This window comes from Kitasatospora sp. NPDC053308 (assembly GCF_055585785.1).
This window is the reverse complement of sequence record NZ_JBVJJY010000014.1, coordinates 172458-197181: the sequence shown is the minus strand read 5'-3', so window position 1 is coordinate 197181 and position 24724 is coordinate 172458. Positions and strand designations below refer to the sequence as shown.

General features: G+C 74.4%; 21 protein-coding genes and 2 tRNA genes. 7 read left to right on the top strand and 16 right to left on the bottom strand.

What is annotated here, in order from left to right; translation table 11 throughout:
• Positions 1–5: 5 nt before the first annotated feature.
• Entirely contained in the window at positions 6–2696 is a 2691-nt protein-coding gene (locus tag ACZ6Y7_RS27420) for an SUKH-4 family immunity protein (protein ID WP_465760594.1), read from the bottom strand.
• Between the two features lie 103 nt (positions 2697–2799).
• Positions 2800–3801: an SMI1/KNR4 family protein gene (locus ACZ6Y7_RS27415; protein WP_465760593.1), complete on the bottom strand. Its 1002-nt coding sequence runs from the start codon at positions 3799–3801 to the stop codon at positions 2800–2802.
• Between the two features lie 437 nt (positions 3802–4238).
• Here ACZ6Y7_RS27415 and ACZ6Y7_RS27410 point away from each other — a divergent pair, with 437 nt between their 5' ends.
• Both ACZ6Y7_RS27410 and ACZ6Y7_RS27405 read left to right on the top strand, forming a co-directional pair.
• Positions 4239–4700: a YwqJ-related putative deaminase gene (locus ACZ6Y7_RS27410; RefSeq protein WP_465760592.1), complete on the top strand. Its 462-nt coding sequence runs from the start codon at positions 4239–4241 to the stop codon at positions 4698–4700.
• Positions 4628–5326, top strand: coding sequence for an SUKH-3 domain-containing protein (locus ACZ6Y7_RS27405; RefSeq protein ID WP_465760591.1), 699 nt, complete (start codon positions 4628–4630; stop codon positions 5324–5326). Before ACZ6Y7_RS27410 ends, ACZ6Y7_RS27405 begins: the two co-directional genes overlap by 73 nt.
• 37 nt (positions 5327–5363) lie before the next feature.
• Here the strand turns inward: ACZ6Y7_RS27405 and ACZ6Y7_RS27400 are convergent, their stop codons facing one another.
• A complete protein-coding gene (locus ACZ6Y7_RS27400; RefSeq protein ID WP_465760590.1) occupies positions 5364–6632 on the bottom strand; it encodes a sensor histidine kinase in 1269 nt (422 codons plus the stop codon).
• Positions 6633–6942: 310 nt separating this feature from the next.
• Between ACZ6Y7_RS27400 and ppc the strand changes: the two genes are divergently transcribed.
• A complete protein-coding gene (ppc, locus tag ACZ6Y7_RS27395; RefSeq protein ID WP_465760613.1) occupies positions 6943–9699 on the top strand; it encodes a phosphoenolpyruvate carboxylase in 2757 nt (918 codons plus the stop codon).
• 128 nt (positions 9700–9827) lie between these two features.
• Here the strand turns inward: ppc and ACZ6Y7_RS27390 are convergent, their stop codons facing one another.
• The 6 genes from ACZ6Y7_RS27390 to ACZ6Y7_RS27365 form a co-directional block, all read right to left on the bottom strand.
• Positions 9828–10151 carry a hypothetical protein gene (locus tag ACZ6Y7_RS27390; RefSeq protein WP_465760589.1) on the bottom strand — a complete coding sequence of 108 codons (324 nt, stop codon included), beginning with the start codon at positions 10149–10151 and terminating at the stop codon, positions 9828–9830.
• A gap of 134 nt (positions 10152–10285) precedes the next feature.
• Positions 10286–10864, bottom strand: coding sequence for an aminoacyl-tRNA hydrolase (pth, locus tag ACZ6Y7_RS27385; RefSeq protein ID WP_402222675.1), 579 nt, complete (start codon positions 10862–10864; stop codon positions 10286–10288).
• 133 nt (positions 10865–10997) lie between these two features.
• On the bottom strand, positions 10998–11585 hold the full coding sequence (locus ACZ6Y7_RS27380) for a 50S ribosomal protein L25/general stress protein Ctc (protein ID WP_465760588.1): 588 nt from the start codon (positions 11583–11585) through the stop codon (positions 10998–11000).
• A 281-nt stretch (positions 11586–11866) separates the two neighbouring features.
• Positions 11867–12844, bottom strand: a complete 978-nt coding sequence (locus ACZ6Y7_RS27375; RefSeq protein WP_465760587.1) for a ribose-phosphate diphosphokinase — start codon at positions 12842–12844, stop codon at positions 11867–11869.
• A gap of 203 nt (positions 12845–13047) precedes the next feature.
• Entirely contained in the window at positions 13048–14502 is a 1455-nt protein-coding gene (gene glmU, locus ACZ6Y7_RS27370) for a bifunctional UDP-N-acetylglucosamine diphosphorylase/glucosamine-1-phosphate N-acetyltransferase GlmU (protein WP_465760586.1), read from the bottom strand.
• Between the two features lie 143 nt (positions 14503–14645).
• A tRNA-Gln gene (locus tag ACZ6Y7_RS27365) sits at positions 14646–14716 on the bottom strand.
• A 284-nt stretch (positions 14717–15000) separates the two neighbouring features.
• Between ACZ6Y7_RS27365 and ACZ6Y7_RS27360 the strand changes: the two genes are divergently transcribed.
• The gene (locus ACZ6Y7_RS27360; protein ID WP_465760585.1) at positions 15001–16002 is read left to right on the top strand and encodes an acyl-CoA desaturase; all 1002 of its coding nucleotides are present in this window, start codon (positions 15001–15003) and stop codon (positions 16000–16002) included.
• Between the two features lie 206 nt (positions 16003–16208).
• Positions 16209–16811, top strand: coding sequence for a TetR/AcrR family transcriptional regulator (locus ACZ6Y7_RS27355; RefSeq protein ID WP_363576138.1), 603 nt, complete (start codon positions 16209–16211; stop codon positions 16809–16811).
• A 74-nt stretch (positions 16812–16885) separates the two neighbouring features.
• On the opposite strand, the gene ACZ6Y7_RS27350 is transcribed toward ACZ6Y7_RS27355, so the two are convergent.
• The gene (locus ACZ6Y7_RS27350) at positions 16886–17677 is read right to left on the bottom strand and encodes a methyltransferase domain-containing protein (RefSeq protein WP_465760584.1); all 792 of its coding nucleotides are present in this window, start codon (positions 17675–17677) and stop codon (positions 16886–16888) included.
• A 111-nt stretch (positions 17678–17788) separates the two neighbouring features.
• Here ACZ6Y7_RS27350 and ACZ6Y7_RS27345 point away from each other — a divergent pair, with 111 nt between their 5' ends.
• Positions 17789–18286: a MarR family winged helix-turn-helix transcriptional regulator gene (locus tag ACZ6Y7_RS27345; protein WP_402222688.1), complete on the top strand. Its 498-nt coding sequence runs from the start codon at positions 17789–17791 to the stop codon at positions 18284–18286.
• Between the two features lie 135 nt (positions 18287–18421).
• Here ACZ6Y7_RS27345 and ACZ6Y7_RS27340 read toward each other — a convergent pair whose 3' ends face one another.
• The 5 genes from ACZ6Y7_RS27340 to ACZ6Y7_RS27320 all read right to left on the bottom strand — a co-directional run bounded on the left by ACZ6Y7_RS27340 (position 18422) and on the right by ACZ6Y7_RS27320 (position 22478).
• Complete coding sequence (locus ACZ6Y7_RS27340; protein ID WP_465760583.1) at positions 18422–19375, bottom strand: LuxR C-terminal-related transcriptional regulator; 954 nt, start codon at positions 19373–19375, stop codon at positions 18422–18424.
• A gap of 336 nt (positions 19376–19711) precedes the next feature.
• The gene (galE, locus tag ACZ6Y7_RS27335; protein ID WP_465760582.1) at positions 19712–20674 is read right to left on the bottom strand and encodes a UDP-glucose 4-epimerase GalE; all 963 of its coding nucleotides are present in this window, start codon (positions 20672–20674) and stop codon (positions 19712–19714) included.
• Positions 20675–21022: 348 nt separating this feature from the next.
• Entirely contained in the window at positions 21023–21691 is a 669-nt protein-coding gene (locus ACZ6Y7_RS27330; protein ID WP_465760581.1) for a helix-turn-helix domain-containing protein, read from the bottom strand.
• 164 nt (positions 21692–21855) lie between these two features.
• A tRNA-Thr gene (locus tag ACZ6Y7_RS27325) sits at positions 21856–21928 on the bottom strand.
• Positions 21929–22046: 118 nt separating this feature from the next.
• A complete protein-coding gene (locus ACZ6Y7_RS27320; RefSeq protein ID WP_465760580.1) occupies positions 22047–22478 on the bottom strand; it encodes a winged helix-turn-helix transcriptional regulator in 432 nt (143 codons plus the stop codon).
• Positions 22479–22647: 169 nt separating this feature from the next.
• Here ACZ6Y7_RS27320 and ACZ6Y7_RS27315 point away from each other — a divergent pair, with 169 nt between their 5' ends.
• Complete coding sequence (locus ACZ6Y7_RS27315) at positions 22648–23244, top strand: flavodoxin family protein (RefSeq protein WP_465760579.1); 597 nt, start codon at positions 22648–22650, stop codon at positions 23242–23244.
• Between the two features lie 50 nt (positions 23245–23294).
• Here ACZ6Y7_RS27315 and ACZ6Y7_RS27310 read toward each other — a convergent pair whose 3' ends face one another.
• A complete protein-coding gene (locus ACZ6Y7_RS27310) occupies positions 23295–24629 on the bottom strand; it encodes an MFS transporter (protein WP_465760578.1) in 1335 nt (444 codons plus the stop codon).
• Positions 24630–24724: the final 95 nt, after the last annotated feature.

Here is a 24724-nt window from a genome sequence, read left to right as displayed (position 1 = left end):
GTCCGCTACAGCAGACCGTCCCAGAACTGCTCCAGCAGCACGGCCCACCACGTGTCCGCGTTCTGCAGGGCCGCCGGGTCGATCGCGGCGAGCTGGGCCTGGAAGTCGGTCGTCCAGCGACCGGCCTGGTCCGGCGTCAGCCCGTACCGCAGCCGCCACATCCGGCCCAGCAGGGCCAGCGCGCGGACGAACTCCGGTACACCGCTGTTGACGAACCGGGGCGGCTGCCCGGTTCCATCGATGTCCACGGCGACCACGTTCGCGGTGCCGTACTGGACGCACAGCTGGCGGCCGTAGTCGTTGCCGAGCACCAGGTAGCCGCCGAAGTCCGGACCGCCGGACAGGCCGCGCTCGGCGGCCAGCTCGGCGAGCGTCGGGATCGGACGGCCCTCCTGCGCCTGGGCCCAGAAGAACGGCCCGAAGTCGCGCGGCAACCCGGCCCACATCAGGCTCTGCGACACCGGCTCCGGGACGCCCTGGCGGGAGACGGCGCGCTGCTCGTAGCGGAACACGTTCTGCCCGAAGGCCGCGCCGACCTCCTGCGCGAGCTGCTGCGGAGGAAGCGGCGGCAGCGCCTGGACCGTGCCGGGCGCGGGCAGCGGCACCCGGAACGGGCGGACCCGCTGGGCGCCGGAGGCCAGCTGGTGCAGCTCGTCCAGGTGGTCGAGCAGCTCGGCCATCCCGGCCTGCCGGGACGCGTGGTCACGGCCGTACGGGGCGGTGTGGGTGAGCCGGACGTTCGGCCAGGACGCGGCGATCATGCGGTTGCAGTAGCCGCCCGGCAGGTCGCACGACTCCAGCTCGGTGTAGAGCTCCAGCACCTGCTCCGGCGGCACGTTGAGCCGGCGCAGGTCCTGCAGGATCTTCCACTCCGGGTGCGGGGTGCCGGGCTCGCTGCGGTGCAGCAGCTTCTGCTCCGACCCGTCCGGGCCCCGGTAGCTGAGCGCGGCGAAGTAGCCCGGGCCCACCGCGGGGACCCCGGCGGGCACCGGTGCGGCCTGCGGCGGGCCGGTCACCGCCGCCGGGGGGACGACCCCGGCGGGGCCGCCCGCGTTCGGGTAGCCGTAGCCGGCCGCGGGCGCGGCCGGGGCCGCCGGACCACCGGGCGGCGGCGGGACGGCGGGGCCGCCGGACGGCGGGGTGCCCGGGTCCGCCGGGGCGCCCAGCAGCGCCGGGTCGATCGCGCCGGCCAGCTGGGTCGCCTCGTACGCCATTCCGGCCGCGGGGGTGCCGCCGCCCGGCGTGCCCTGCGGGGCCGGGGCCTCGCCACCGCGCAGGCCCGCCGGCGGCGGGGGCGGCGGCGTGGAACCGGCCGAACGGCCGCCGGGGCCGCCGACGGGCGTGCCGGAGCCCGGGGTGTGCTTCAGCCCGGCGGGCGGGGGCGGTGGCGGGGCCGAACCGGGGTTGCGGCCCAGGGCGCCGGCGGCGGCGCCGGCACCGGGCGCGCCCGCGGCGCCACCGCGCAGCGCGGCCGGCGGGGGCGGGGGCGGGGCCGAGCCCGGGTTGCGGCCCAGGCCGCCCTGCGGCGGGCCGCCGGCGGGCGTTCCCGCGTCCGGGGCGCCGGGCAGGCCGGCCAGGCCGGGCACGCCACCGGGCGGGGCCAGCATGGTCGGCGCGTGATCCACCGGCGCACCGCCCGCGGGCGGACCGGACGGAGTGCCCGGAGCACCCGGCAGGCCGGCCAGGCCGGGCACCGCGTCCGGCGGGGCGAGCAGCGTCGGCGCCGGTTCGGCGGCCGGGGCGGGCGCGGGGGCCTGGGCCGGCGGCGCGGCCGGCGGCTGGGTGCCCGGCGGCGGGGCCGCGGGCATGCCGTGACCACCGCTCGTCGGCGGCATCAGCATGGTCGCGGCCTCGGCGCCGACGGGCGCGGGCGCGTCGGGCAGGTCCGAGCCGGTGGTCCGCAGGCCGTCGGGCATCAGGACGGTCGCCGCCTCGGCGCCGGCCGGCGGCGCGAACGGGGCGACGGGCTCGACCGGCTGCGGCGGACGGGGACCGGCCGTCCCCGGCTGCGGCGGCGCGATGACCGGCTCCCCGTGGCCGGGTGGCGGGGCGAGCATGGTCGGCGCGTCCCCGGCGGGCCGGTCGGAGACCGGGGGCTCGGTCAGCACGGCGGGCGCGGGCGGCACCGGAGGCGCGAACGGGTCCTCGGCGGCCACCGGCACGGGCGCGGCGGCAGGCGCCGGCACGGGAGCAGGCGCCGGGGCGGGCGCGGCGGCAGGCGCCGGGGCAGGCGCGGGAGCGCCGGCCGAACCGGCCCCCAGGCGCTCCGCCTCCGCCGCGATCGCCGCGGCCCCCGCCTCCTGCAGCCACTGCGGCGGGCTGAGCAGGAAGGAGGTCGCCTCCACCGGCCCGGGCGCGGGCTTCGCCGCGCCGGCCGGGTTGGCCGCGACCGGTCGCCCGTAGATCTCCTCGTACTGCCGGACCACCTCGTTGACGGGCAGCGCGGGCCACAGCGAGCTGGCGCCCGAGTCCCGGGCGATCACCAACCGCGCCTCACCCGACCCCGAACCGCCGGAGCCGGATCCCGCACCCGGGGCGCCCGCCCCGGCGGCCCCGTCCCCGCCGCCGGGCGGCATCGCCCAGCAGACGAAGCCCAGGTCGAACTCCCGGACCCGCACCTCGCGCTGCTGCGAGCGCGGCACCCCGCCGTTGATCCACTCCTCGGCGAGCTCCTGCGCCTGCGCGTACGTCACCACGCCCGGTTCACCCCTGTCCGCATCCTCGTCGTCCCCCGTTCCACCAGCACCACCGCGACCGCCTCGGTCGTCCCCGGCGCCCCGCTCACCGCGACGCCGCGCATCAGCCCACCGGGACGGCCCGGGCGAACCCGCCGTCCACCATCAGCTCCGCGACCGTCTCCAGCTCCGGCGGGCTGCCGGCCAGCCGCAGCAGGAAGGCGTCGAAGTCCTCGCCGCAGGGCAGCAGCAGCCGGGCGAGGCGGTCCTCCGGGGCCTCCGGGGCGCCGGTGTCGCGGGCGTCGTCGTAGAGGTGGAACCAGACCGAGCCGGTCCGCTCGCCGCGCACCTTGAGCGCGACCAGGCCGCCCTGCGCGTAGGCGATGCCCAGGTAGTCCTTGGTGAGGTGGTCGCGCAGGCACTTGTTGGCGTACACGACGTCCTCGGTGCCGTACTCCTCGGTGAGGGTGAGGAACGGCTGGTCGAGCAGCAGCCCGAGTTCGGTGTCCAGCGCCACCCCGACCGGGGCGCGGCCGCCGCCCAGCTTGAGGAAGGTGCGGTAGGCGCCGGGCAGCCGGTAGCCGAGGCGCTCCTCGGCGCGCTGCACCAGGTCCTCGGGGACGCCGATCGGGTCGCCGCCGTCCTTGGCCAGGGAGAAGTGGACGGCCCGGCGCTCCTGCAGCGGGCGGGTGCCGCGGCGGTTGTGGTCGGCGGCGGAGGTCGCCAGGCCGGCGTGGTGCCGCAGCAGGGCCTTGACCTCGACCGGGACGAGCTCCATCCGCCGCCAGCCGGGGGCGGCCCGGCCGACTGCGTGGTGCCAGGTCCAGCCGGGCGGGGTGGCCACGGCGGTCTCCAGGTCCGCCCAGAGCGGGTGGCCCTGGGTGTAGAGCGCGGCGTTGGCCGAGACGTAGTCGGTCAGCCGCAGTTCGTCCACACCGAAGCCCTCGGGCGGGTCCGCGACCTCGGCCGCGGCGGCGGCGTACGGGCCGAAGTCCGGGTAGCCGTACGCGTCCACGCGGACCCCGTCGGGGTGTCGCTCGGCACGGACCGGATCCGGGAACTGCACCACCTGACCTGCGTACGCCGCGTTCGGTGCGGCGGCGACGCCGGGCCGACCTGTCGTCATCTGGGAGCCCCCACTGGCTGCTGCAAATACTCGGTGCTTGCTGGGCACCAGCCTAGGGGGTCCCTCCGGGGGGCGGACCCCCGGCTTTGCGGAACCACCGCCCCGGCGGACCGGCCCGCCGCCCGGCGCCCAACACCCGGCGTCCGCAGCGGAGTCGGCCCCGGCGCCGGCCGCCCCGGCCGGGCCCGCTCCCCCGGCGCGCGGCCGGGGACGGTACCGGCCGCCGTCCCGGCCTGAGGGCGTTTTCGGTGAATCCACGGACATGTCGTGACGACGGCGTGCACATTCGACCCGTACCGGGTGACCGGCCGTCCGGTCCGCCCGGTATCCGCCGCCTCCGCACCCCGGTTGTACGGATGTCGGTGTCGTTTGACAGGCTTGCCCGGAACGGCAAGGCCACTCCGGCGGACGCCGGGTGACAAGGAGGAGGACGACGGATGACCACCGGTGAGCCGGCGGACCCGCCCGTGCTGCGCCACCACCGGGACAGCCTGCTGCCCGCCGTCGCCGCCGCGCTGTCGCTCAAGGGCGGCGAGGTGCACACCCTGGCGGGCGGCAAGGACGCCCGCCGCCCGGTGCTGCACCACCTGGTCACCGGCTTCCTGGACACCCTGCCGCTGGAGGCCCGCGAGCGGTTCACCGGCCGCTGCCCGGAGGCCGTCCTGCTCTCCCAGTACCTGGCCTCGGTCGACGGCCGGCGCTCCAAGCGCGCCGCCCGCAAGCCGATGACGCTCCACGAGGCCCGCAAGGCGCTCAAGGGCTCCCGGATGACCACCGTCCGGATCCGCGAGGAAGGCGACCCGGCGCACGGTACCCACGCCCCGCCGTGCCGCTCCTGCGTCCCGATGCTGGAGCACTTCACCGTGCAGAGCGTCGCCGTCGGGCCGCCCGCCCGCTGACCGGCCGACCACCGGCCCAACCCGTCCCCCGTCCCCGATCCCTGGAGTCCGCCCTGAACCCGCCCAGCCCGCCCCCGCCGCCGCCGACCGCCCCGGCCGTCTCCGACGGCTCCCCCGGCGGCGCCACCGGCACCCTCGGGCGGACCCGCCCGCGCTTCCCCGCCGACGTCGCCGCCGAGCTCAAGGCGGTCGGCTGGCACCCCGGCCGCTGGCAGATCCAGCAGGCCGAGGAGTGGGCCGACACCCTGGTCGGGTACGGCGCCCCCACCGGCGTGGCGCACGCGGTGTTCCCGGCCGCGGTGGAGGCGTGGGCCGAGTTCGGCGCCCTCGCCTTCGACCTGTCCGGTCCGGGCCGCCAGCTGGCCCGCACCCCGTTCCTGATCGACCCGCTGTGCGGCCTGCACCAGCCGCGCACCCTGCACGACCTGGGCCGGGCCCTGGGCACCCAGGTCGCCCCGCTCGGCGAGGAGGCGTACGGGCAGGCCCTGCTGGCCGTCGACGAGGAGGGGCGGGTCTACAGCCTGGACCACACCGGCGAGTGGTTCCTCGGCCACGGCATCGACCAGGCGATCACCGCCCTGGTCCTCGGCACCGCGCCGGAACGGCTGCGCACCGCCGGGGAGTAGCCGGGGCCGCAGGAGCGGACGGGCCGCGGCCCGGCGGCTACCCCAGCTTCTCGGCCCGGACCGCCAGCCGGGACGGCAGCACCGCCTCGACGCGGAACCCGCCGTCCGCCTCCGGCCCGGACGAGAAGGTGCCGCCCAGCGCGATCACCCGCTCCCGCATGCCGACCAGCCCGTTCCCGCCGCTGGGCAGCTGGGCCGCGCCGCGCTCCCCGCCCGGGCAGGCGTTCACCACGCTCACCCGCACCCCGTTCGGCGCGTACGCCAGCAGGACGGACACCTGGGCGCCGCCCGCGTGCTTGTGCGCGTTGGTCAGCCCCTCCTGGACGACCCGGTAGGCGGTCTGCTCGGCCTCGCCGGTGAACTCCTGCCGGCTGCCGCTGACCGTCAGCGTCACCGCCATCCCGGCCGCCCGGGACTGGTCCACCAGCCGCGGGAGTCCGGCCAGCGAGTCCGGCTCCGGCGGCCGTTCGTCGTCCATCCGCAGCACTCCGAGGATCTCGCGCAGTTCGTTCAGCGCCTGGCGGCCCACCTCGCCCATCAACTTGGCGCTCTGCGCGGCCTTCTCCGGGTCCTTGACGGCGATCCGCTCCAGCGCGCCGGCGTGCACCACCATCAGCGACACCCGGTGCGCGACCACGTCGTGCATCTCCCGGGCGATCCGGGTGCGCTCCTCCAGCCGGGCCCGGCGGGCGCGCTCCCGCGCCTGCTCGGCGAGCAGGTCCAGCTCGGTCTCCAGGCCGTGCGCGCGGTCCTTGAGCGACTCGATCAGGCGCCGCCGCGCTCCCACGTACAGGCCGGTCACCACCGGGGGGACGGTCAGCCCGACCGCCACCAGCACCGCGATCAGCACCTGCCCCCACAACGGCGGTTGCTCCACCGTCGAATCGCCGGGGGTCAGCATCGACACCATCATCACGGCGACGGCCTCGGCGAAGGCCAGCGCGGACAGCGCCACCACCCGCAGCCGCCGCGAGGGCCACTCCCAGGTCTCCGCGAGCGTGTACAGCGCCACCACCAGCAGCAGCACGCCGAGCATCCCGGGCATCACGAGCAGGGTGACCAGCACCGGGACGGCCGGCCAGCGACGGCGCAGCACCAGCGAGCCGCCGGCCAGCGAGCCGAGCACCGCGACCCCGACCTCGCCCGCCGTGCTCAGGTCGACCCGCGTCGACAGGAAGGCGATCGTGCTGACCGAGCACTCCAGCGCGGCGAGCAGGGCCAGCCCGATGTCCAGGAGGGCGCTGCGCGGCCGCTTCCACCACCAGAACGACCGGTCCTGCGCGCGCTCCCCAGGCGACTTGCTCATGCCCGACAGACTATGCGGCAACCCCCACCCCTCCCCACCGGGATTGTCCGGCACACCTTCCCGGTCCGCCAAGTGGTCCAGACCACATGGGCCGGTCGGCAGCTCTGTCCGCCATCCGGCCACGTCTCGGACAGTGACCGTCGCGCCGCCTATGCTGATCGCGTCGGACAGCGCGGTCCGCACGCGCCACAACCGCCACCCGCGGGCGGACCTGTGACGATGAGCCGTTGCCGAACCCCACCACCCCAGGGAGCCAGCCGTGACCGCTCCGGTCCCCAACCAGGCGGACAGCCCCGGCGTCGCAGCCGGCGTGATCGCCGACAACACCGCCCTGCGCGCGGACATCCGCCGCCTCGGCGACCTGCTCGGCGAGACGCTGGTCCGCCAGGAGGGCCCGCAGCTGCTGGGCCTGGTCGAACAGGTCCGCCTGCTCAGCCGCACCGACGGCGAGGCCACCGCCGAACTCCTCTCCGACATCGACCTGGACACCGCCGCCAAGCTGGTCCGGGCCTTCTCCACCTACTTCCACCTCGCCAACGTCACCGAGCAGGTGCACCGCGGCCGCGAGTTCGCCACCCGCCGCGCCCGCGAGGGCTCGCTGCTCGCGCAGACCGCCGACCAGCTCGCCGAGGCCGACCCCAAGAACCTCGAAGACACCCTGGCCCACCTCGCGGTCCGTCCGGTCTTCACCGCGCACCCCACCGAGGCCGCCCGCCGCAGCGTCCTCAACAAGCTGCGCCGGATCGGCGAACTCCTCGACCGCATCCACCGCGAGGAGCTCGCCTCCGGACTCGTCGCCGCCGGCCCGGCCCGCACCAGCAGCGCCAAGCGCTCCGCCGACCGCCGCCTCGCCGAGGTCATCGACCTGCTCTGGCAGACCGACGAGCTGCGCATCGCCCGTCCCGAGCCCACCGACGAGGCCCGCAACGCCGTCTACTACCTGGACGAGCTCTACCGCGAGGCCGTCCCCGAGGTCCTCGAAGAGCTGCACGAGGAACTCGCCCGGGTCGGCCTCACCCTGCCCGACGGCGTCCGCCCGCTCACCTTCGGCACCTGGATCGGCGGCGACCGCGACGGCAACCCCAACGTCACCCCGCGGGTCACCTGGGACGTCCTCAACCTCCAGCACGAGTACGGCATCAAGGACGCCCTGGCCGCCATCGACGACCTGCGCAACACCCTCTCCACCTCCGAGCGGCTGGCCGGGGCCTCGGTCGAGCTCCTCGCCTCGCTCAACACCGACCTGCACCTGCTCCCCGAACTCAGCCCGCGCTACAAGCGGATGAACGCCGAGGAGCCCTACCGCCTCAAGGCCACCTGCATCCGGCTCAAGCTGGAGAACACCCGCGAGCGCCTGGCCGGCGGCACCCCGCACGTCCCGGGCCGCGACTACCTCGGCACCCGCGAGCTCATCGCCGACCTGCGGCTCATCCAGGACTCCCTGCGCACCCACCGCGGCGAGCTGATCGCCGACGGGCGGCTCGCCCGCGCCATCCGCACTATCGAGGCCTTCGGCCTCCAGCTCGCCACCATGGACGTGCGCGAGCACGCCGAGGCCCACCACCACGCCCTCGGCCAGCTCTTCGACCGCCTCGGCGAGGAGGCCTGGCGCTACGCCGACATGCCCCGCGAGTACCGGCAGAAGCTGCTCGCCAAGGAACTCCGCTCGCGCCGCCCGCTCGCCCCCACCCCGGCCCCGCTGGACGAGGCCGGCACCAAGACCCTGGGCGTCTTCAACACCATCCGCGAGGGCTTCGAGCGCTTCGGCGACGAGATCGTCGAGAGCTACATCATCTCGATGTGCCAGGGCGCCGACGACGTCTTCGCCGCCACCGTCCTGGCCCGCGAGGCCGGCCTGATCGACCTGCACGCCGGCATCGCCAAGATCGGCATCGTACCGCTGCTGGAGACCACCGACGAGCTCCAGCAGGCCGACCGCATCCTCGACGAGATGCTCTCCGACCCCTCCTACCGGCTGCTCGTCTCGCTGCGCGGCGACGTCCAGGAGGTCATGCTCGGCTACTCCGACTCCTCCAAGTTCGGCGGCATCACCACCTCCCAGTGGGAGATCCACCGCGCCCAGCGCCGGCTGCGCGACGTCGCCCACCGCTACGGCATCCGGCTGCGCCTCTTCCACGGCCGCGGCGGCACCGTCGGGCGCGGCGGCGGCCCCTCGCACGAGGCCATCCTGGCCCAGCCCTGGGGCACCCTGGAGGGCGAGATCAAGGTCACCGAGCAGGGCGAGGTCATCTCCGACAAGTACCTGCTCCCCTCCCTCGCCCGGGAGAACCTGGAGCTGACCCTCTCCGCCACCCTCTCCGCCTCCGCGCTGCACACCGCCCCGCGCCAGGCCCCCGAGTCGCTGGCCCGCTGGGACGCCGCGATGGACCAGGTCTCCGCGGCCGCCCACACCGCCTACCGCGGACTGGTCGAGCAGGAGGACCTGCCGAAGTACTTCTTCGCCTCCACCCCGGTCGACCAGCTCGCCTCGCTGCACCTGGGCTCCCGCCCGTCCCGCCGCCCCGACTCCGGCGCGGGCCTGGACGGCCTGCGGGCCATCCCGTGGGTGTTCGGCTGGACCCAGTCCCGTCAGATCGTCCCCGGCTGGTACGGCGTCGGCTCCGGCCTCGCCGCCGCCCGCGCGGCCGGCCTCGGCGACGTGCTCGACGAGATGTACGGGGAGTGGCACTTCTTCCGCAACTTCCTGTCCAACGTCGCCATGACGCTGGCCAAGACCGACCTGCGGATCGCCCGCCACTACGTCGAGCAGCTGGTGCCCGGCGAGCTGCACCACGTCTTCGACCAGATCAAGGACGAGCACGCGCTCACCCTGCGCGAGGTGCTCCGGCTCACCGGCGAGAGCGAACTGCTGGAGCATAACCCGGTGCTGAAGCAGACCTTCGCCGTCCGCGACGCCTACCTCGACCCGATCTCCTACCTCCAGGTCGCGCTGCTGCGCCGCCAGCGCGAGGAGACCGAGGCCGGCCGCCCCGACGACCCGCTGCGCGCCCGCGCGCTGCTGCTCACCGTCAACGGCATCGCGGCCGGCCTGCGCAACACCGGCTGACCCGGGAACGCGCGGGGGGCGTCACGAGGGCGTCCTGCCCTCACGACGCCCCGCCCGCCGCGAACGGATGACCGGACGACGAAGGGCCGGCGCCCACTCCCGTGGACGCCGGCCCTCCTCTCACTCCGCTACTCCGCGGAACCGCCCGCGCGCTTGCGCTTCAACCACAGCGCCGCACCGCCGGCCGCGACCACCAGGCCGCCGCCGACCGCCAGCAGCCCCGCGTCGGGGCCCATCGACTCACCGAGCACCGGCGCGAACTGGGCCGCCGCCGGCTCCGGGGCGACCGCCGGGTCCGGATCCGCCACCGGGTCCGCGTGCGCGACCGCACCGCCGGACAACAGCACTCCGGCCGCCCCCAGCGCGCCGGCCTTACCGACCTTCCGTCCGAGCTGCTTCAGCCGGACCACCCGGTTCCGCCGCAGTCGGCGGACCGGACGCAAACTCCGCATCGAGAACCCCCAGGACTCGCTCGCGTACCGGGCCGACGCTATCCGATCCCGTCCGGGGTTCTCACACGGATTCCGGCCCGGCCGGGCAAGCGTTGTACGACTGTTGCGTACCCGGCCGGGTGGTTGACGGGCGTTCAGGAGTTGTACGTCCCCTGGGCCCGTTCCAGTCCCTCGGAGAGCAGCGCCTCCACCGCGTCCGCCGAGCGGTCCACGAACCAGTCGAGCTCCTTGCGCTCGGTCGAGGAGAAGTCCTTCAGCACGAAGTCCGCGACCTCCATCCGGCCCGGCGGGCGGCCGATCCCGCAGCGCACCCGGTGGTAGTCCGGGCCCAGCGACTTGGTGATCGACTTCAGCCCGTTGTGGCCGTTGTCCCCGCCGCCGAGCTTCAGCCGCAGGGCCGCGTAGTCGACGTCCAGTTCGTCGTGGACGGCGATCAGCGCGGCCGCCGGCACCTTGTAGAAGTCCCGCAGCGCCGTCACCGGCCCGCCGGAGAGGTTCATGAAGGTCATCGGCTTGGCCAGCACCACCCGCTTGCCCGCGAGCCGTCCCTCCGCCACCTGCGCCCGGCTCTTGTGCGCCTTGAACTTGGCGCCCATCCGTTGCGCCAGCAGGTCCACCACCATGAACCCGATGTTGTGCCGGTTCCGGGCGTACTGCTCCCCCGGATTGCCCAGCCCGACGACCAGCCAGGGGCCCTCGTACTCGTCCGCCATCGTGCTCCCACTCCTCGCCTTCGTGCTCGACGCCATCATCCCCGCGGACGCGCGTCCCGGACGCACCGCTGCCCCGGCCGCTCCAGCGGGAGCGACCGGGGCAGCGGTCCTGATCGGATCAGTGCGACGAGGCTCAGGCCTCGGCGCCCTCGGCCTCGGCGGCCTCCTCGTCGGCCGGGGCGGCCTGGGCGGCGATGACCTGCAGCACGACGGCGTCGGCCTCGACGGCCAGCGCGACGCCGGCCGGCAGGGCGATGTCCTTGGCGTGGACCGAGGCACCGGCCTCCAGGCCCTCGACCGAGACGGTGACGGCCTCGGGCAGGTGGGTGGCCTCGGCCTCGATCGGCAGGGCCTGCAGGACGTGCTCCAGCAGGTTGCCGCCGGGGGCCAGCTCGCCCTCGGTGTGGACCGGAACCTCGACGGTGACCTTCTCGCCACGCTTGACCAGCAGCAGGTCGACGTGCTCGATGGAACGCTTGATGGCCTCGCGCTGGACGGCCTTCGGCAGCACGTACTCGTCCTTGCCGTCGATCGGCACGACCAGCAGGGCGTTCGGGGTCTTCAGGGCCATCATCAGGTCGTGGCCGGGCAGGTTCAGGTGGACCGGGGCGTGGCCGTGGCCGTAGACGACACCGGGGACGAAGCCGGCGCGGCGGGCGCGACGGGCGGCACCCTTGCCGAACTCGGTACGGGTCTCAGCGGCAAGACGGATCTCGGACACGACTGCACTCCTCGTGGAAGATGGCGCGGGGGTGCAGGCAACGCGAAAAACCGCCGGGACCACACCCTCAGTACGTTCGGGGGTCACTCGGCGGCAACGGCCTGCCGGCGGACGGGAATCCGGCACCGGCAGCGCGTCGATCACGGAGCGGGCGCCCGGCAAGCAGGCGCACGGCATCCCTCGCCGAGCAGTCTCACGAGTCTAACCGCACTCCCCGCCTGCCGCGAAATCGGCGGCGGCCCCGGCCCCCTGGGGGACCGGGGCCGCCTGCGCGGGCTTCGTCAGTGCACGCCCTCGAAGAGGCTCGTGACCGAACCCTCCTCGAACACCTCACGGATCGCGGCGGCGATCGACGGGGCGATGGACAGCGTGGTGATCTTGTCCAGCTGGAGCTGCGCCGGGGTCGGCAGCGTGTTGGTGAACACGAACTCGCTGACCCGCGAGTTCTTCAGGCGGTCCGCGGCCGGGCCGGAGAGCACGCCGTGGGTGGCCGCCACCAGGACGTCCGAGGCGCCGTTCTCGAACAGCGCGTCGGCCGCGGCGCAGATGGTGCCGGCGGTGTCGATCATGTCGTCGACCAGGACGCAGACCCGGCCCTCGACGTCACCGACGACCTCGGCCGACAGGATGGTGTTGGCCTGGGTCATGTCGCGGCGCTTGTGGATGATCGCCAGCGGGGCGTCCAGGCGGTCGCACCACTGGTCGGCCACCTTCACCCGGCCGGCGTCCGGGGAGACGACGGTCAGCTTCGAGCGGTCCACCTTCCCGCCGATGTAGTCGGCCAGCAGCGGCAGCGCGAAGAGGTGGTCCACCGGGCCGTCGAAGAAGCCCTGGATCTGCGCGGTGTGCAGGTCCACGGCCATCAGGCGGTCGGCGCCGGCCTGGCGCAGCAGGTCGGCGACCAGGCGGGCCGAGATGGGCTCGCGGCCGAGGTGCTTCTTGTCCTGGCGGGCGTAGCCGTAGAACGGCAGGATCGCGGTGATGCTCTTGGCGGAGGCCCGCTTCAGAGCATCGATCATGATCAGCTGCTCCATGATCCACTGGTTGATGGGAGCCGTGTGGCTCTGCATCACGAAGCAGTCCGCGCCGCGGGCCGACTCCAGGAAGCGGACGTAGATCTCACCGTTGGCGAAGTCCAGGGCCTTGGTGGGGACCAGCTCGGTCCCGAGCGCCGCGGCCACCTCCTTCGCCAGTTCCGGGTGGGCACGGCCGGAGAAGAGCTTCAGCTTCTTCTCACCCGACGTCGTGATCCCGCTCACTGCACCGTCTCCTCGCGTTTGCGGACGCTGAACCCCTCACCCGTTGCGGGCAGGCGAGGCCCACGCGCGGTACGGGGTCGGGGAAATGTCGGTACGCCTGGACGCGGGCGGTAAGCCCAGTGGCGCACGTATGTCCCCAAGGTTACGCGCCCGCGCAGAAACCGTCCGCCCCGGGACCACCCCTCGGGCGGCCGCCCGCCGCGTCAGGCTTCCCGTGCCCCGTCCGTCGCGGCCTTCGCCGCCTGCGCCGAAGCGGTCCCGGGGCGCTTGCGCTCGACCCAGCCCTCGATGTTGCGCTGGTGCGCCCGGCTCACGCCGAGTGCGCCGGGCGGGACGTCGGAGGTGATCACCGAGCCCGCGGCGGTGTAGGCGCCGTCGCCGACGGTCACCGGGGCGATGAACATGTTGTCCGAACCGGTCCGGCAGTGCGCGCCGATGACCGTGCGGTGCTTGTTGACGCCGTCGTAGTTCACGGTCACCGAGGCCGCGCCGACGTTGGTGCCCTCGCCGATCGTGGCGTCGCCGATGTACGACAGGTGCGGCACCTTGGCGCCCTCGCCCAGCTCGGAGTTCTTCACCTCGACGTAGGTGCCGACCTTCGCCTTGCGGCCCAGCTTCGCGCCCGGCCGCAGGTAGGCGTACGGGCCGGCGGTGGCCAGCTCGCCCACCTCGGCGCGGTCGGCGGTGGTGTTGCTCACACGGGCGCCGGCGCCGACCAGGGTGTCCTTCAGCGTGGAGTTCGGGCCCACTTCGCAGCCCTCGGCCAGGTGGGTGGCGCCCTGCAGCTGGGTGTTGGGGAGCACCACGGCGTCCGGCTCGTAGGTCACCTGCACGTCGAACCAGGTGGTCGCCGGGTCCACCACCGTGACGCCGGCGCGCATCGCCCGCTCCAGCAGGCGGTCGTTCAGCAGCCGGCGGGCCTGCGCCAGCTGAACCCGGTCGTTGATGCCGAGGATGTCCCGGTGGTCCTCGGCGACCACGGCGCCGACCCGGTGGCCGGCCTTGCGCAGGATCTCCAGGGTGTCGGTCAGGTACTCCTCGCCCTGCGAGTTGTCCGTGGTGAGCTCGGCCAGCGCCTCGACCAGCAGCTTGGCGTCGAAGGCGAAGACGCCGGAGTTGATCTCGGCGATCGCGCGCTGGGTGTCGCTGGCGTCCCGCTCCTCGACGATCGAGGCGACGGCGCCGTCCTCGTCGCGCAGGATCCGGCCGTAGCCGAAGGGGTCCGGCACGACGGCGGTCAGCACGGTGACGCCGTTCTGCTGGGCCTCGTGGGAGTCGGCCAGCCGGCGCAGGGTCGCCCCGGTCAGCAGCGGCGAGTCGCCGGCGGTGACGATCACCGTGCCGTCCAGCAGCACGCCCTCCGCGGCCAGCGCCTCCAGCGCCGTCCGCACCGCGTGCCCGGTGCCGTTCTGCTGCTCCTGCACGGCCGTCCGCACCACCGGGTAGTGCTCCGCCAGGTGCGCCTGCACCTGCTCGCGCTGGTGCCCGACGACCACCACGAGCTGCTCCGGCGTCAGCTCCCCGGCCGCCGCGACCGCGTGACCCACCAGCGACCGCCCGCACACCTCGTGCAGCACCTTGGGCAGCTTGTTCGACTTCATCCGGGTCCCGCCACCGGCGGCGAGCACGACAACGGCGGCAAGCGAATTGGCACCCATGCGGGGAGGCTCCTCGGTAGGTTCACAGAGAGGGCAGAGCGGACCCGGCCGGGACCCAGGCCGGTCGCCACACGCACAGTCCGCCGAGCAGCACCGACAATACCGGCGCGGTGGAAGACGCCCGAACCGGAGGCGTACAGAGGCTCCGCCGCTAGGATTCGAACCCAGACAAAGGCCTCCAAAGGGCCCTGTGCTGCCATTACACCACGGCGGACAGTCGTGTCAGACCCTACCCGAGTGGACCCCGCCGTGGGTATCGACTTGCACCATTCCGCACACCGCGGATCCGCCGTGCACCCGGCCGCCAGGCCGTCCCGGACGCGCCGTCACCGGTCGAACTCCCCGGGTCCCCGGTTCATCCATCCAGTCGGGTGAATTCACTCAAGCGCCGCGCGGCGAGGTGTTCCCCTCGACACGGAGCGCAACCTACGATGCCGTAGGTTACGCCATCGTAGCCTCCGCTTCTCTCCCGTTCCGGGACGCCGCAAAGGGACGCCCATGACCATTCAGGCAGGTGAGGCGCGCGCGGGGACCGTCACATCCCGCACTCCGTCTCCCGATCCCACCGACGACACCGACACCGCAGCCACCCGACTCTCCGCCACCCGTGGCGGGGAGAAGCAGGGCCCGGCCGAGCGGATCGCGCTCGGACTGTTCATCCTCGTGCCGTTCGCCGCACTGCTGGCCGCCGTGCCGGTGGCCTGGGGCTGGGGGCTCGGATGGACGGACGTCGCGATCACCGTCGCCATGTACTTCCTCACCTGCCACGGCATCACCGTCGGCTACCACCGCTACTTCACCCACGGCGCGTTCAAGGCCGGCCGCCCGATGCGCCTGGCCCTCGCGGTCGTCGGGAGCCTCGCGGTCGAGGGACCGCTGGTGCGCTGGGTGGCCGACCACCGCAAGCACCACCGGTACAGCGACAAGGACGGCGACCCGCACTCGCCCTGGCGCTACGGCGAGAGCGTCCCGGCGCTGATGAAGGGCCTGTGGTGGGCCCACATGGGCTGGATGTTCGACGAGGAGCAGACCCCGCAGCTGACGTACGCCCCGGACCTGGTCCGCGACCCGGCCATGAGGCGGATCTCCCGGCTGTTCTGGCTCTGGACCACGATCTCGCTGCTGATCCCCCCGCTGGTCGGCGGCCTGGTGACGCTCTCCTGGGCGGGCGCGCTGTCCGCCTTCTTCTGGGGTTCGCTGGTCCGGGTGGCCCTGCTGCACCACGTCACCTGGTCGATCAACTCGATCTGCCACGCCGTCGGCCGGCGCCCGTTCCGCTCCCGGGACCGCTCCGGCAACGTCTGGTGGCTCGCGGTGCTCTCCTGCGGCGAGTCCTGGCACAACCTGCACCACGCCGACCCGACCGCGGCCCGGCACGGGGTGCTGCGCGGACAGATCGACTCCTCGGCACGGCTGATCCGCTGGTTCGAGCTGGCCGGCTGGGTCCGGGACGTCCGCTGGCCGGACGCACAGCGGATCGCCGCCCGCCGCGCCGCATGAGGCGGCGCTTCCAGCATGATGTAGGGGTGAACGGGAGCAGCGCAGACAGCACAGGCGGTCACCAGAGCACGCGGACGGACCCGGCGACCGCCACGGCGTCGGCCCGTCCGCGCGCCGCTGCACCGGCGGGCGGGGCCGTCGACGGAGCCGCGGACCGGGTCGCCGGCGGTGCCCCGGCCCCGCGCCGCCGGGGCGGCCGGGTCCGGATGACCGGCAAGCAGCGGCGCGAGCAGCTGCTGGAGATCGGCCGGACGGTCTTCGCGGAGCGCGGCTACGACGGCACCTCGGTGGAGGAGATCGCCGAGCGCGCCGGGGTGTCGAAGCCCGTGGTGTACGAGCACTTCGGCGGCAAGGAGGGGCTGTACGCGGTGGTCGTGGACCGCGAGATGCAGCTGCTGCTGGACATGGTGACCGGGGCGCTGACCGGCGGGCACTCGCGCGAGCTGCTGGAGCAGGCGGCCTTCGCGCTGATGGACTACATCGACACCTCGACGGACGGCTTCCGGATCCTCGTCCGGGACTCCCCGGTGGCCCAGTCGACCGGCACCTTCGCCTCGCTGATCAGCGACATCGCGACGCAGGTGGAGGACATCCTGGGCCTGGAGTTCAAGTCCCGAGGCTTCGACGCGCGGCTGGCCCCGATGTACTCGCAGATGCTGGTCGGGATGGTCGCCCTGACCGGCCAGTGGTGGCTGGAGGTCCGCAAGCCGGACAAGGCGACCGTGGCGGCACACCTGGTGAACCTCGCCTGGCACGGGCTGGAGGGCCTGGAGCGGCACCCGAAGCTGGTCGGCGACCGCCAGGGCTGAGCCGCCCCCTCCTCTTCCTCCCCCTTCCCTTTCCCTTCACCGCCTGAGCCCGGCACCACCGCGTGCCCCGGGCGCTACCGCTTGACCCCGACGGCGAAGATCCGCCGGAACGGGAAGACCGTCCCGGACGGCCCGGCCGGGTAGGCCTCGCGCAGCAGCCGCCCGTACTCGGCGAGGAAGGCGGCCCGGTCCGCCGGGTCGGTGAGCCGGGTCAGGACCGGGCGCAGCGCGGTGCCCTTGACCCACTCCAGGACCGGGTCCGGGCCCGGGAGCGGGCTGAGGTAGGTGGTCTCCCAGACGTCCGGGCGGCAGCCGGCGGCGGCCAGGGCGTCGAGGTAGCGCTCGGGCGGGTGCACCCCGGCGCGGACGGCGTCCTCACCGAGCAGGTCGCGCCAGCGCGGGCTGCGGCGCAGTTCGGCGAGCAGGGTGTGGCTGGGGGCGTCGAAGTTGCCCGGCACCTGGAACGCGACGGCCCCGCCGGGGCGCAGCGCGGCCGCCCAGCGCGGCAGCAGCCCGAGGTGGCCGTCCACCCACTGCAGGGTGGCGTTGGAGACGACCAGGTCCGGCCGGGCCGGGGCCGGGTCGTAGTCGCGGGCGTCGGCGAGCAGGTAGTCGGCCGTGGGTTCGCCCTCGGTGCGGGCGGCGGCGAGCATCGGGGCGGAGTTGTCGACGCCGGTGATGCGCGCGTGCGGCCAGCGCTCGCGCAGGACGGCGGTGGAGTTGCCGGGTCCGCAGCCGATGTCGAGGATCGTCTCCTCGCCGGGGTGCGGGAGGGCGGGGACCCGGGCGAGCAGGTCGCGCAGCGGGCGGGTGCGTTCGTCGGCGAAGCGCAGGTACTGCGCGGGGTCCCAGACGGGGGTGGTCATGGCATCACCTCGAAGTATCTCGATATCAAGATATCCCGGCGTAGCCTCGCTGGCACATTTCTCGATGTCAAGAGACTTCACATCGACACATCCCCCGATACACTGATCGTCATGGAGGACGAGGTCGACAGGCTGGTCGCAGCGTGGCGCCGGGAGCGCCCCGACCTCGACGTGGAACCGCTCGAAGTGCTCAGCCGGGTCAGCCGGCTCGCCCGGCACCTGGACCGCGCCCGCCGCACCGCCTTCGCCGAGCACGGCCTGGAGCCCTGGGAGTTCGACGTCCTGACCGCCCTCCGGCGGGCCGGCTCCCCGTACCAGCTCTCGCCCGGCCAGCTGCTCACCCAGACCCTGGTCACCTCCGGCACCATGACCAACCGGATCGACCGGCTCACCGGCAAGGGCCTGGTCAAGCGGCTGCCCGACCCGGACGACCGGCGCGGCGTCCTCGTCCGGCTCACCGACGACGGCCGGGACCGCGCCGACCAGGCGCTCGCCGGACTGCTCGCGCACGAGCGCGAACTGCTCGCCCAGCTCACCGCCGGCCAGCAGACCGAACTCGCCGCGCTGCTGCGGCAGCTGGTCGCGCCGTTCGACAACATCCCGGGCTGAACCGCGAGCGTGCTCCGTCACCCGGGCTCGGTCGCCCGGGCCCGGTCACCCCGGCCCCTCGACCGGCCTCCCCCGGCCGGGCTCACGTGATCGGGCGCCCTCGGCCGGCCCCCGTCGGCTCACCGCCCACCGGAGTCACGGCCGCTCGACGGCGGCCGCCACGGAGGGCGGCGACGCGGGCAGGACGACCGGCTCGGCGGGGCTGACCCCGGCCCGGCGGGCGACCGCGACGGCGGCCAGTGTGGAGTGCACCCCGAGCTTGCCGAGCACGTTCTGCATGTGCGTCCGGACGGTGTGCGGCGACAGGTAGAGCCGCTCCGCGACGGCCTGGCGGCCCAGGCCCGCGACCATGCAGCGCAGGATCTGCTTCTCCCGCGGGGTGAGGGTGTCCACCAGCCGCTCGCTCTCGGTGCGGTCCCGCCGGGCGGTGGTGAGTTCGCGGATCACCCCGGTGAGCAGCGCCGGCGGCAGATGCGTCTCGTCCCGCAGCACGCCCCGGACCACCGCGAGCAGCCGGGCCAGTGAACTCTCCTTGGCCACCCAGCCGGTGGCGCCCGCGTGCAGGGCGCGGGCGGCGCGGTGCGGGTCGTCGGCGGTGGCCAGCACGACGGCACGCAGTCCGGGGTGGCCGCGGCGGAGCCGGGCGAGCAGGCTGATGCCGTCGGGCGGCGGGGCCGCGGGTCTCAGCTGGTCCGTCCGGATCGGATCCACCCCCGGGCGGACCCCGCCGGGCGTCGCGCCCGACGGCACGGACGCCGGCACGGACGCCGACAGGGACGACGGCGGGGAGGGCGCCCCGGGCGGCGCCGCCGGGCGTCGCGGCGGCGGCACGGGCGGCCCGGGCCGTCGCCGGGCCGGCGGCGGAGCGGCCCCCGGCGGACCGGCCGATCCGCCGGCCCCGAGGTCGGCGTCGATCAGCGCCACGTCATAGGCCCGGCCCTCGGCCGCCGCGCGCTCCAACGCCCGCTCGGCCGCTGCCGCGCTGCCGGCCGCACCCACCTCCACGTCGGGCTCGGCGGCGAGCGCCGCGGCCAGTGCCTCGGCGAAGATCCGGTGGTCGTCGACCACCAGGACGCGAATCCGCCCCATCGTCCCTCCCCTGCTCAGACCGCTCGAGCCCGGGAAAGCGGGGACCGGTCCGGCGTCCGCGTTCCGGATCCGCCGCTCCGCCCGCCCCACCGGTGGTCGGTGAGGTCGAAAGGGCGCCGGCCCCCACCGGTACCGAACTCAGCGTACGGGGTCGGGAAACGCCTTCGTGGCGATTTGGTGAAGTTTCGTCAGAAGGTGCGTGAGTGGACGGACTTGTACGCGGGGCCGGCGCTCCCCCGGCCGCGGGCGCCGCACCCGTACGGTCGGGGCGCGGCGCCCGCGGCCGGGGCCGGGGCCGGGGTGCAGTGCGAGTGCGAGTGCGGGTGCGCGGCCGGACTAGCCGGCGTTCTTCTCCAGGGTGAACTTCCAGGCGTCGGCGACGATGTCGTCCAGGTTCGGGCGGCGCGGGGTCCAGCCCAGCGCCTCGTGCGCGCGGGCGGCCGAGGCCACCAGCACCGCCGGGTCCCCGGCGCGACGGGCGGCCACCTGCACCGGGATCTCCCGGCCGGTGACGCGCTTGACCGACTCGATCACCTCGCGCACCGAGAAGCCGCTGCCGTTGCCCAGGTTGCAGATCAGGTGCTCGCCCGGCTTGGCGGCGTCCAGCGCGAGCATGTGGGCCTCGGCCAGGTCCGCGACGTGGATGTAGTCGCGGATGCAGGTGCCGTCCGGGGTCGGGTAGTCGTCGCCGTACACCGCGATGTGCGGGCGCTGCCCGAGCGCGGCCTGGAAGACCAGCGGGATCAGGTGCGACTCGGGGTCGTGCCGCTCGCCGTACGCGCCGTACGCGCCGGCCACGTTGAAGTAGCGCAGCGAGACGGCCGCCAGGCCGTGCGCGACGGCCTCGCTGGTGATCAGGTGGTCCACGGCGAGCTTGGTGGCGCCGTAGGTGTTCGTCGGGGCGGTGCGGGCCGTCTCCGCGATCGGCACGGCCTCCGGCTCGCCGTAGGTCGCGGCGGTGGAGGAGAACACCAGCTTGCGCACACCGGCCGCGCGCATCGCGCTGATCAGCTCCAGCGAGCCGGCCACGTTGTTGCGCCAGTACTTCTCCGGGTCCGCGACCGACTCGCCGACCTGCGAGGAGGCGGCGAAGTGCAGCACGCCGTCGAAGGAGCCGTCCAGCACCTCGCCGGCCTCCTGGATCCGGCCCTCGACGAACTCCGCGCCGGCCGGCACGCCCTCGCGGAAGCCGGTCGAGAGGTCGTCCAGGACGGTCACCTGGTGCCCCGCCTCCAGCAGGTGGGCGGCCACCACGCTGCCGACGTAGCCGGCGCCACCCGTGACCAGGTACTTACTCATGTTGAGACCTCCAGCGGGCGATGGCCGCCCGGTCGGGGGCCATCGACGGAATGCGTACGACTGCGGCCATTCTCCCAATCCGCCGGGGTGCTCCGGACCACGCGGGGGGCCGCGCGCAGGCTTTTCACCAACTCCTCAGCGGGTGGACATCCTGGCCCGCGGCGTGCGCCGCGTCCCGCCGGGGCTCGCCGTCCGGCCCCGGGGCTCGCGGTTTGGCTTTGGGGGCTCGGGGCCTCGGGGCCACGGGATCCGGCCTGCGGGGACCCGGGGGCGCGGATCCGGCTCCGGGACTCAGGGCCGCGGGATCCGGCTCCGGGACCCCGGACCGCGGAATCCGGCTGCGGAGACTCAGGGCCCGGCCATCCGCTCCAGCAGGCCGGTGCGTGCCGCCACCGCGGCCGCCTCCAGCCGGGTCCGCGCGCCGAGCTTCATCAGCACCCGCTGGACGTGCGTCCGGGCGGTGCTGGCGGCGATCCGCATCCCGGCGGCGATCGCGGCGGTGTCCTCGCCGTCCGCGATCCGGGCCAGCACCTGGACCTCACGACGGGTCAGCAGCCGCAGCAGCCGGACGGCCTCGTCGTCCGGCTCGGCCGCCGGGCGCAGCAGTTGGTCGAACGCCCCGCGCAGGATGTCCACGGCGACCGCCGCCTCGCCCGCCCGGGCCCGTCCGATGGCCCGCTCGACCACCTCGATGCGTTCGTCGCTGGGCACGTAACCGGCCGCCCCCGCGGCGAACGCCGCGGCCACGCCGCGCAGTTCACCGACCGGCCCGAGCACGATCACGGACACCTCGGGACGTTCCCGGTGGATCCGGCGCAGCCCGTCGAACGCACCCGGCTCCCCCGGTGCGGCCACCCCCAGCAGGCACACCTCGGGCCGCCGCCCGGCCACCAGGTCGGCGGCGACACCGGACGGCGAGCCGACGGCGAGCACCCGGTGACCGCGCAGTTGGAGCGCGGTGGCCAGCGCCTCGGCCAACAGCCGGTGGTCGTCCACCACCACGAGTCGAACGCCCATGACGCCCTCCCGGTCGGGGTCCGGCTCGCGGCCCGCACCTTCGGGCGGACGGCCGATGACGCACCATCACAGCGCATTCCGTACCCGACCCGCCAGCCCGTCGGGCGACGGCCGCCGACGGAAACGCGAAGGACCCCCGCCATCAGGCGGGGGTCCTTCAGTTGAGCCCCCATGCGGAATCGAACCGCAGACCTTCTCCTTACCATGGAGACGCTCTACCGACTGAGCTATAGGGGCTTGCCGGGTTTTCACCGGGCCGGTCGAACAAGGAAGACATTACACGGCCGTCGGCCCGGAAGGGAAATCGGCCCGGTCCGGGGCCGCACCCGCCCCCCGCTCCCCCTTCCGGACGGCCTCAGCCCTCGGCGTGCGCCGCGTCGAACTCCGCACGGGCCGCCATCATCTGCCCGGCCCGGCCCTCCGTCCACCGACCGAGCGGCGTGACCAGCCCGGCCAGCTCGCGGCCGAGCGGCAGCAGGTCGTAGACCACCCGCGGCGGCGTCTCCGGGAAGACCGTGCGGAGCACCAGGCCACTGCGCTCCAGGTTGCGCAGCGACTGGGTCAGCATCTTGCGACTGACCCCGCCGACCCCGCGCTGGAGCTCGGAGAAGCGCTGCGGCCCACAGGCGGAGAGGCTCATCAGGATCAGCAGCGACCACTTGTCGGCCAGCTCGGCGAACAGCTCACGGCTCGGACAGAGCCGGCCGAAGACGTCGTACGGCTGCTCCGACTGCTGCGCCTCTTCGCGTTCGCGCCCCCTGCTCCGGGCCGCTTCCTCGGTCGTCATGCCCTCCAGGGTAGTCCTCCGGTCTCCAATCCACTCTTGGTAACTAATAGAGACCTGGTCTATATTGGAGACCGACCTGGTTCGGGGCCGCCCAGCGCGTCCCGCCCCGGCCCGTCCACCCGCCTGCACCGCCGGCCAGTACCGGCCCCCGTCCCCCTGGAGTGCCCGCATGACCGCCATCCGCCCGACCGTCGCCCTCGCCTACCACTCCGGCTACGGCCACACCGCCGTGATCGCCGAGGCCGTCGCCCGGGGCGCCGCCGCCGGCGGAGCCGAGGTCATCACCATCGCCGTCGACACCATCACCGAGGAGCAGTGGGCCCAGCTGGACGCCGCCGACGCGATCGTCTTCGGCTCCCCCACCTACATGGGCACCGCCTCCGGCGCCTTCCACGTCTTCGCCGAGGCCAGCAGCAAGCGCTGGTTCATCGACGCCTGGAAGGACAAGGTCGCGGCCGGCTTCACCAACTCCGCCTCCAAGAGCGGCGACAAGGCCGGCACCCTCGGGTTCTTCCAGACCCTCGCCGCCCAGCACGGCATGAACTGGGTCAACCTCGGCCTCAAGCCCGGCTGGAACGCCACCACCGCCTCCGAGAACGACCTCAACCGCCTCGGCTTCTTCAACGGCGCCGCCGCCTCCAGCCCGTCCGACGCCGGCCCGGAGGCCGTCCACAAGGCCGACATCGCGACCGCCGAGCACCTCGGCGAGCGCGTCGCCCGGCACACCGCCGTCGTCCTGGCCGGTCGCGCCGCCCTGGCCGGCTGACCGGGCCCTCGCGCACGGCCACGCGGCACCGACGCCGCTCCCGTGCCGCGCTACGCCGCCGGATCCGCCCCCAGCAGGGGCGCCCGGCGGCGTCCGCCGTCCACCGCCGCCAACTCGGTGCCGGTGGTCTCCGGCAGCAACCGCAGGCACCCCAGGGCCAGCACGCCCAGCACCGCCAGGTACCAGCCCGCCGGCTGCGCCGTCCCGTACGCCTCGGTCAGCCGCGTCGCCACCAACGGCGTCGCCCCACCGCCGACCACCCCGCCCAGGTTGTACGTCAACGCGGCACCCGTGTACCGCACCCGGGTCGGGAACAGCTCCGGCAGGAACGCCGCCACCGGCCCGAGCAGACAACCCAAGGCCACCATCGCCCCCGCCAGCGCCACGAACATCAGCGACCGGCTCGCCGTCTCCAGCAGCGGGAACAACACCAGCGACCACCCCGCCGCCAGGCCCGTCGCCCACCGCAGCGTCCGCCGCCGCCCCCACCGGTCACTGCGCGAGGCGCTCAACCACACCGTCGCGGCCATCCCCACCGCACCGGCCAGCAGCATCGACAGCACCACCGTGCTCGCCACCCCGAGCCCGGACGTCGCGTACGCCAGCGCGTACGTCGTGGTCAGGTAGAACAACGCGTACCCGACGGTGATCGCCCCGCCGCCCGCCACCACCGGCCGCCAGTGCTCCCGCACCACCTCCAGCACCGGCGGCCGCAATCCGCGCTCCGCCGACCGGAACAACGGCGACTCCTCGATCCGCAACCGCACGAACAGCCCCACCGCCACCAGCGCGAACGAGGCCAGGAACGGCACCCGCCAACCCCACGCGCGGAACGCCCCTTCGTCCATGACGAGTTGGAGCGCCAGGAACGCCCCGTTCGCCAACACGAAGCCCGCCGTCGGCCCCAACTGCAGGAACCCCCCGTACCGCCCCCGCCGCCCGGCCGGCGCGTTCTCCGCGATCAACAGCGCCGCCCCGCCCCACTCACCGCCCAAGCCCACGCCCTGGCACACCCGCAACGCCACCAGCACCGTCGGCGCCCACCACCCCCACACCGCGAACCCCGGCAGCACCCCCACCGCCGCCGTCGCCAACCCCATCAGCAGCAGCGACACCACCAAGGTCGCCTTCCGCCCCACCCGGTCCCCGAAGTGCCCGAACACCACCGCCCCCAGCGGCCGGGCCAAGAACGCCACCGCGTACACCGAGAACGCCGCCAACAACGCCCCCACCGCACCCAGCCCGGGAAAGAACAGCGGGCCGAACACCAACGCGGCCGCCGTCCCGTAGAGGAAGAAGTCGTAGAACTCGATCGCCGTCCCGATCAGCGCCGCAACCGCCGCCCGCCGCAACTGCCCCGCCTGCCAGGCACCTTCCGCATCCATACCACCACCCTCACCACCCCGCCCTCACCCCCACCAGCCCCCACCCGAGTGACCCCGGCGCACACCCCGCACCCCGCGCCCGGGCCGCACTCCCC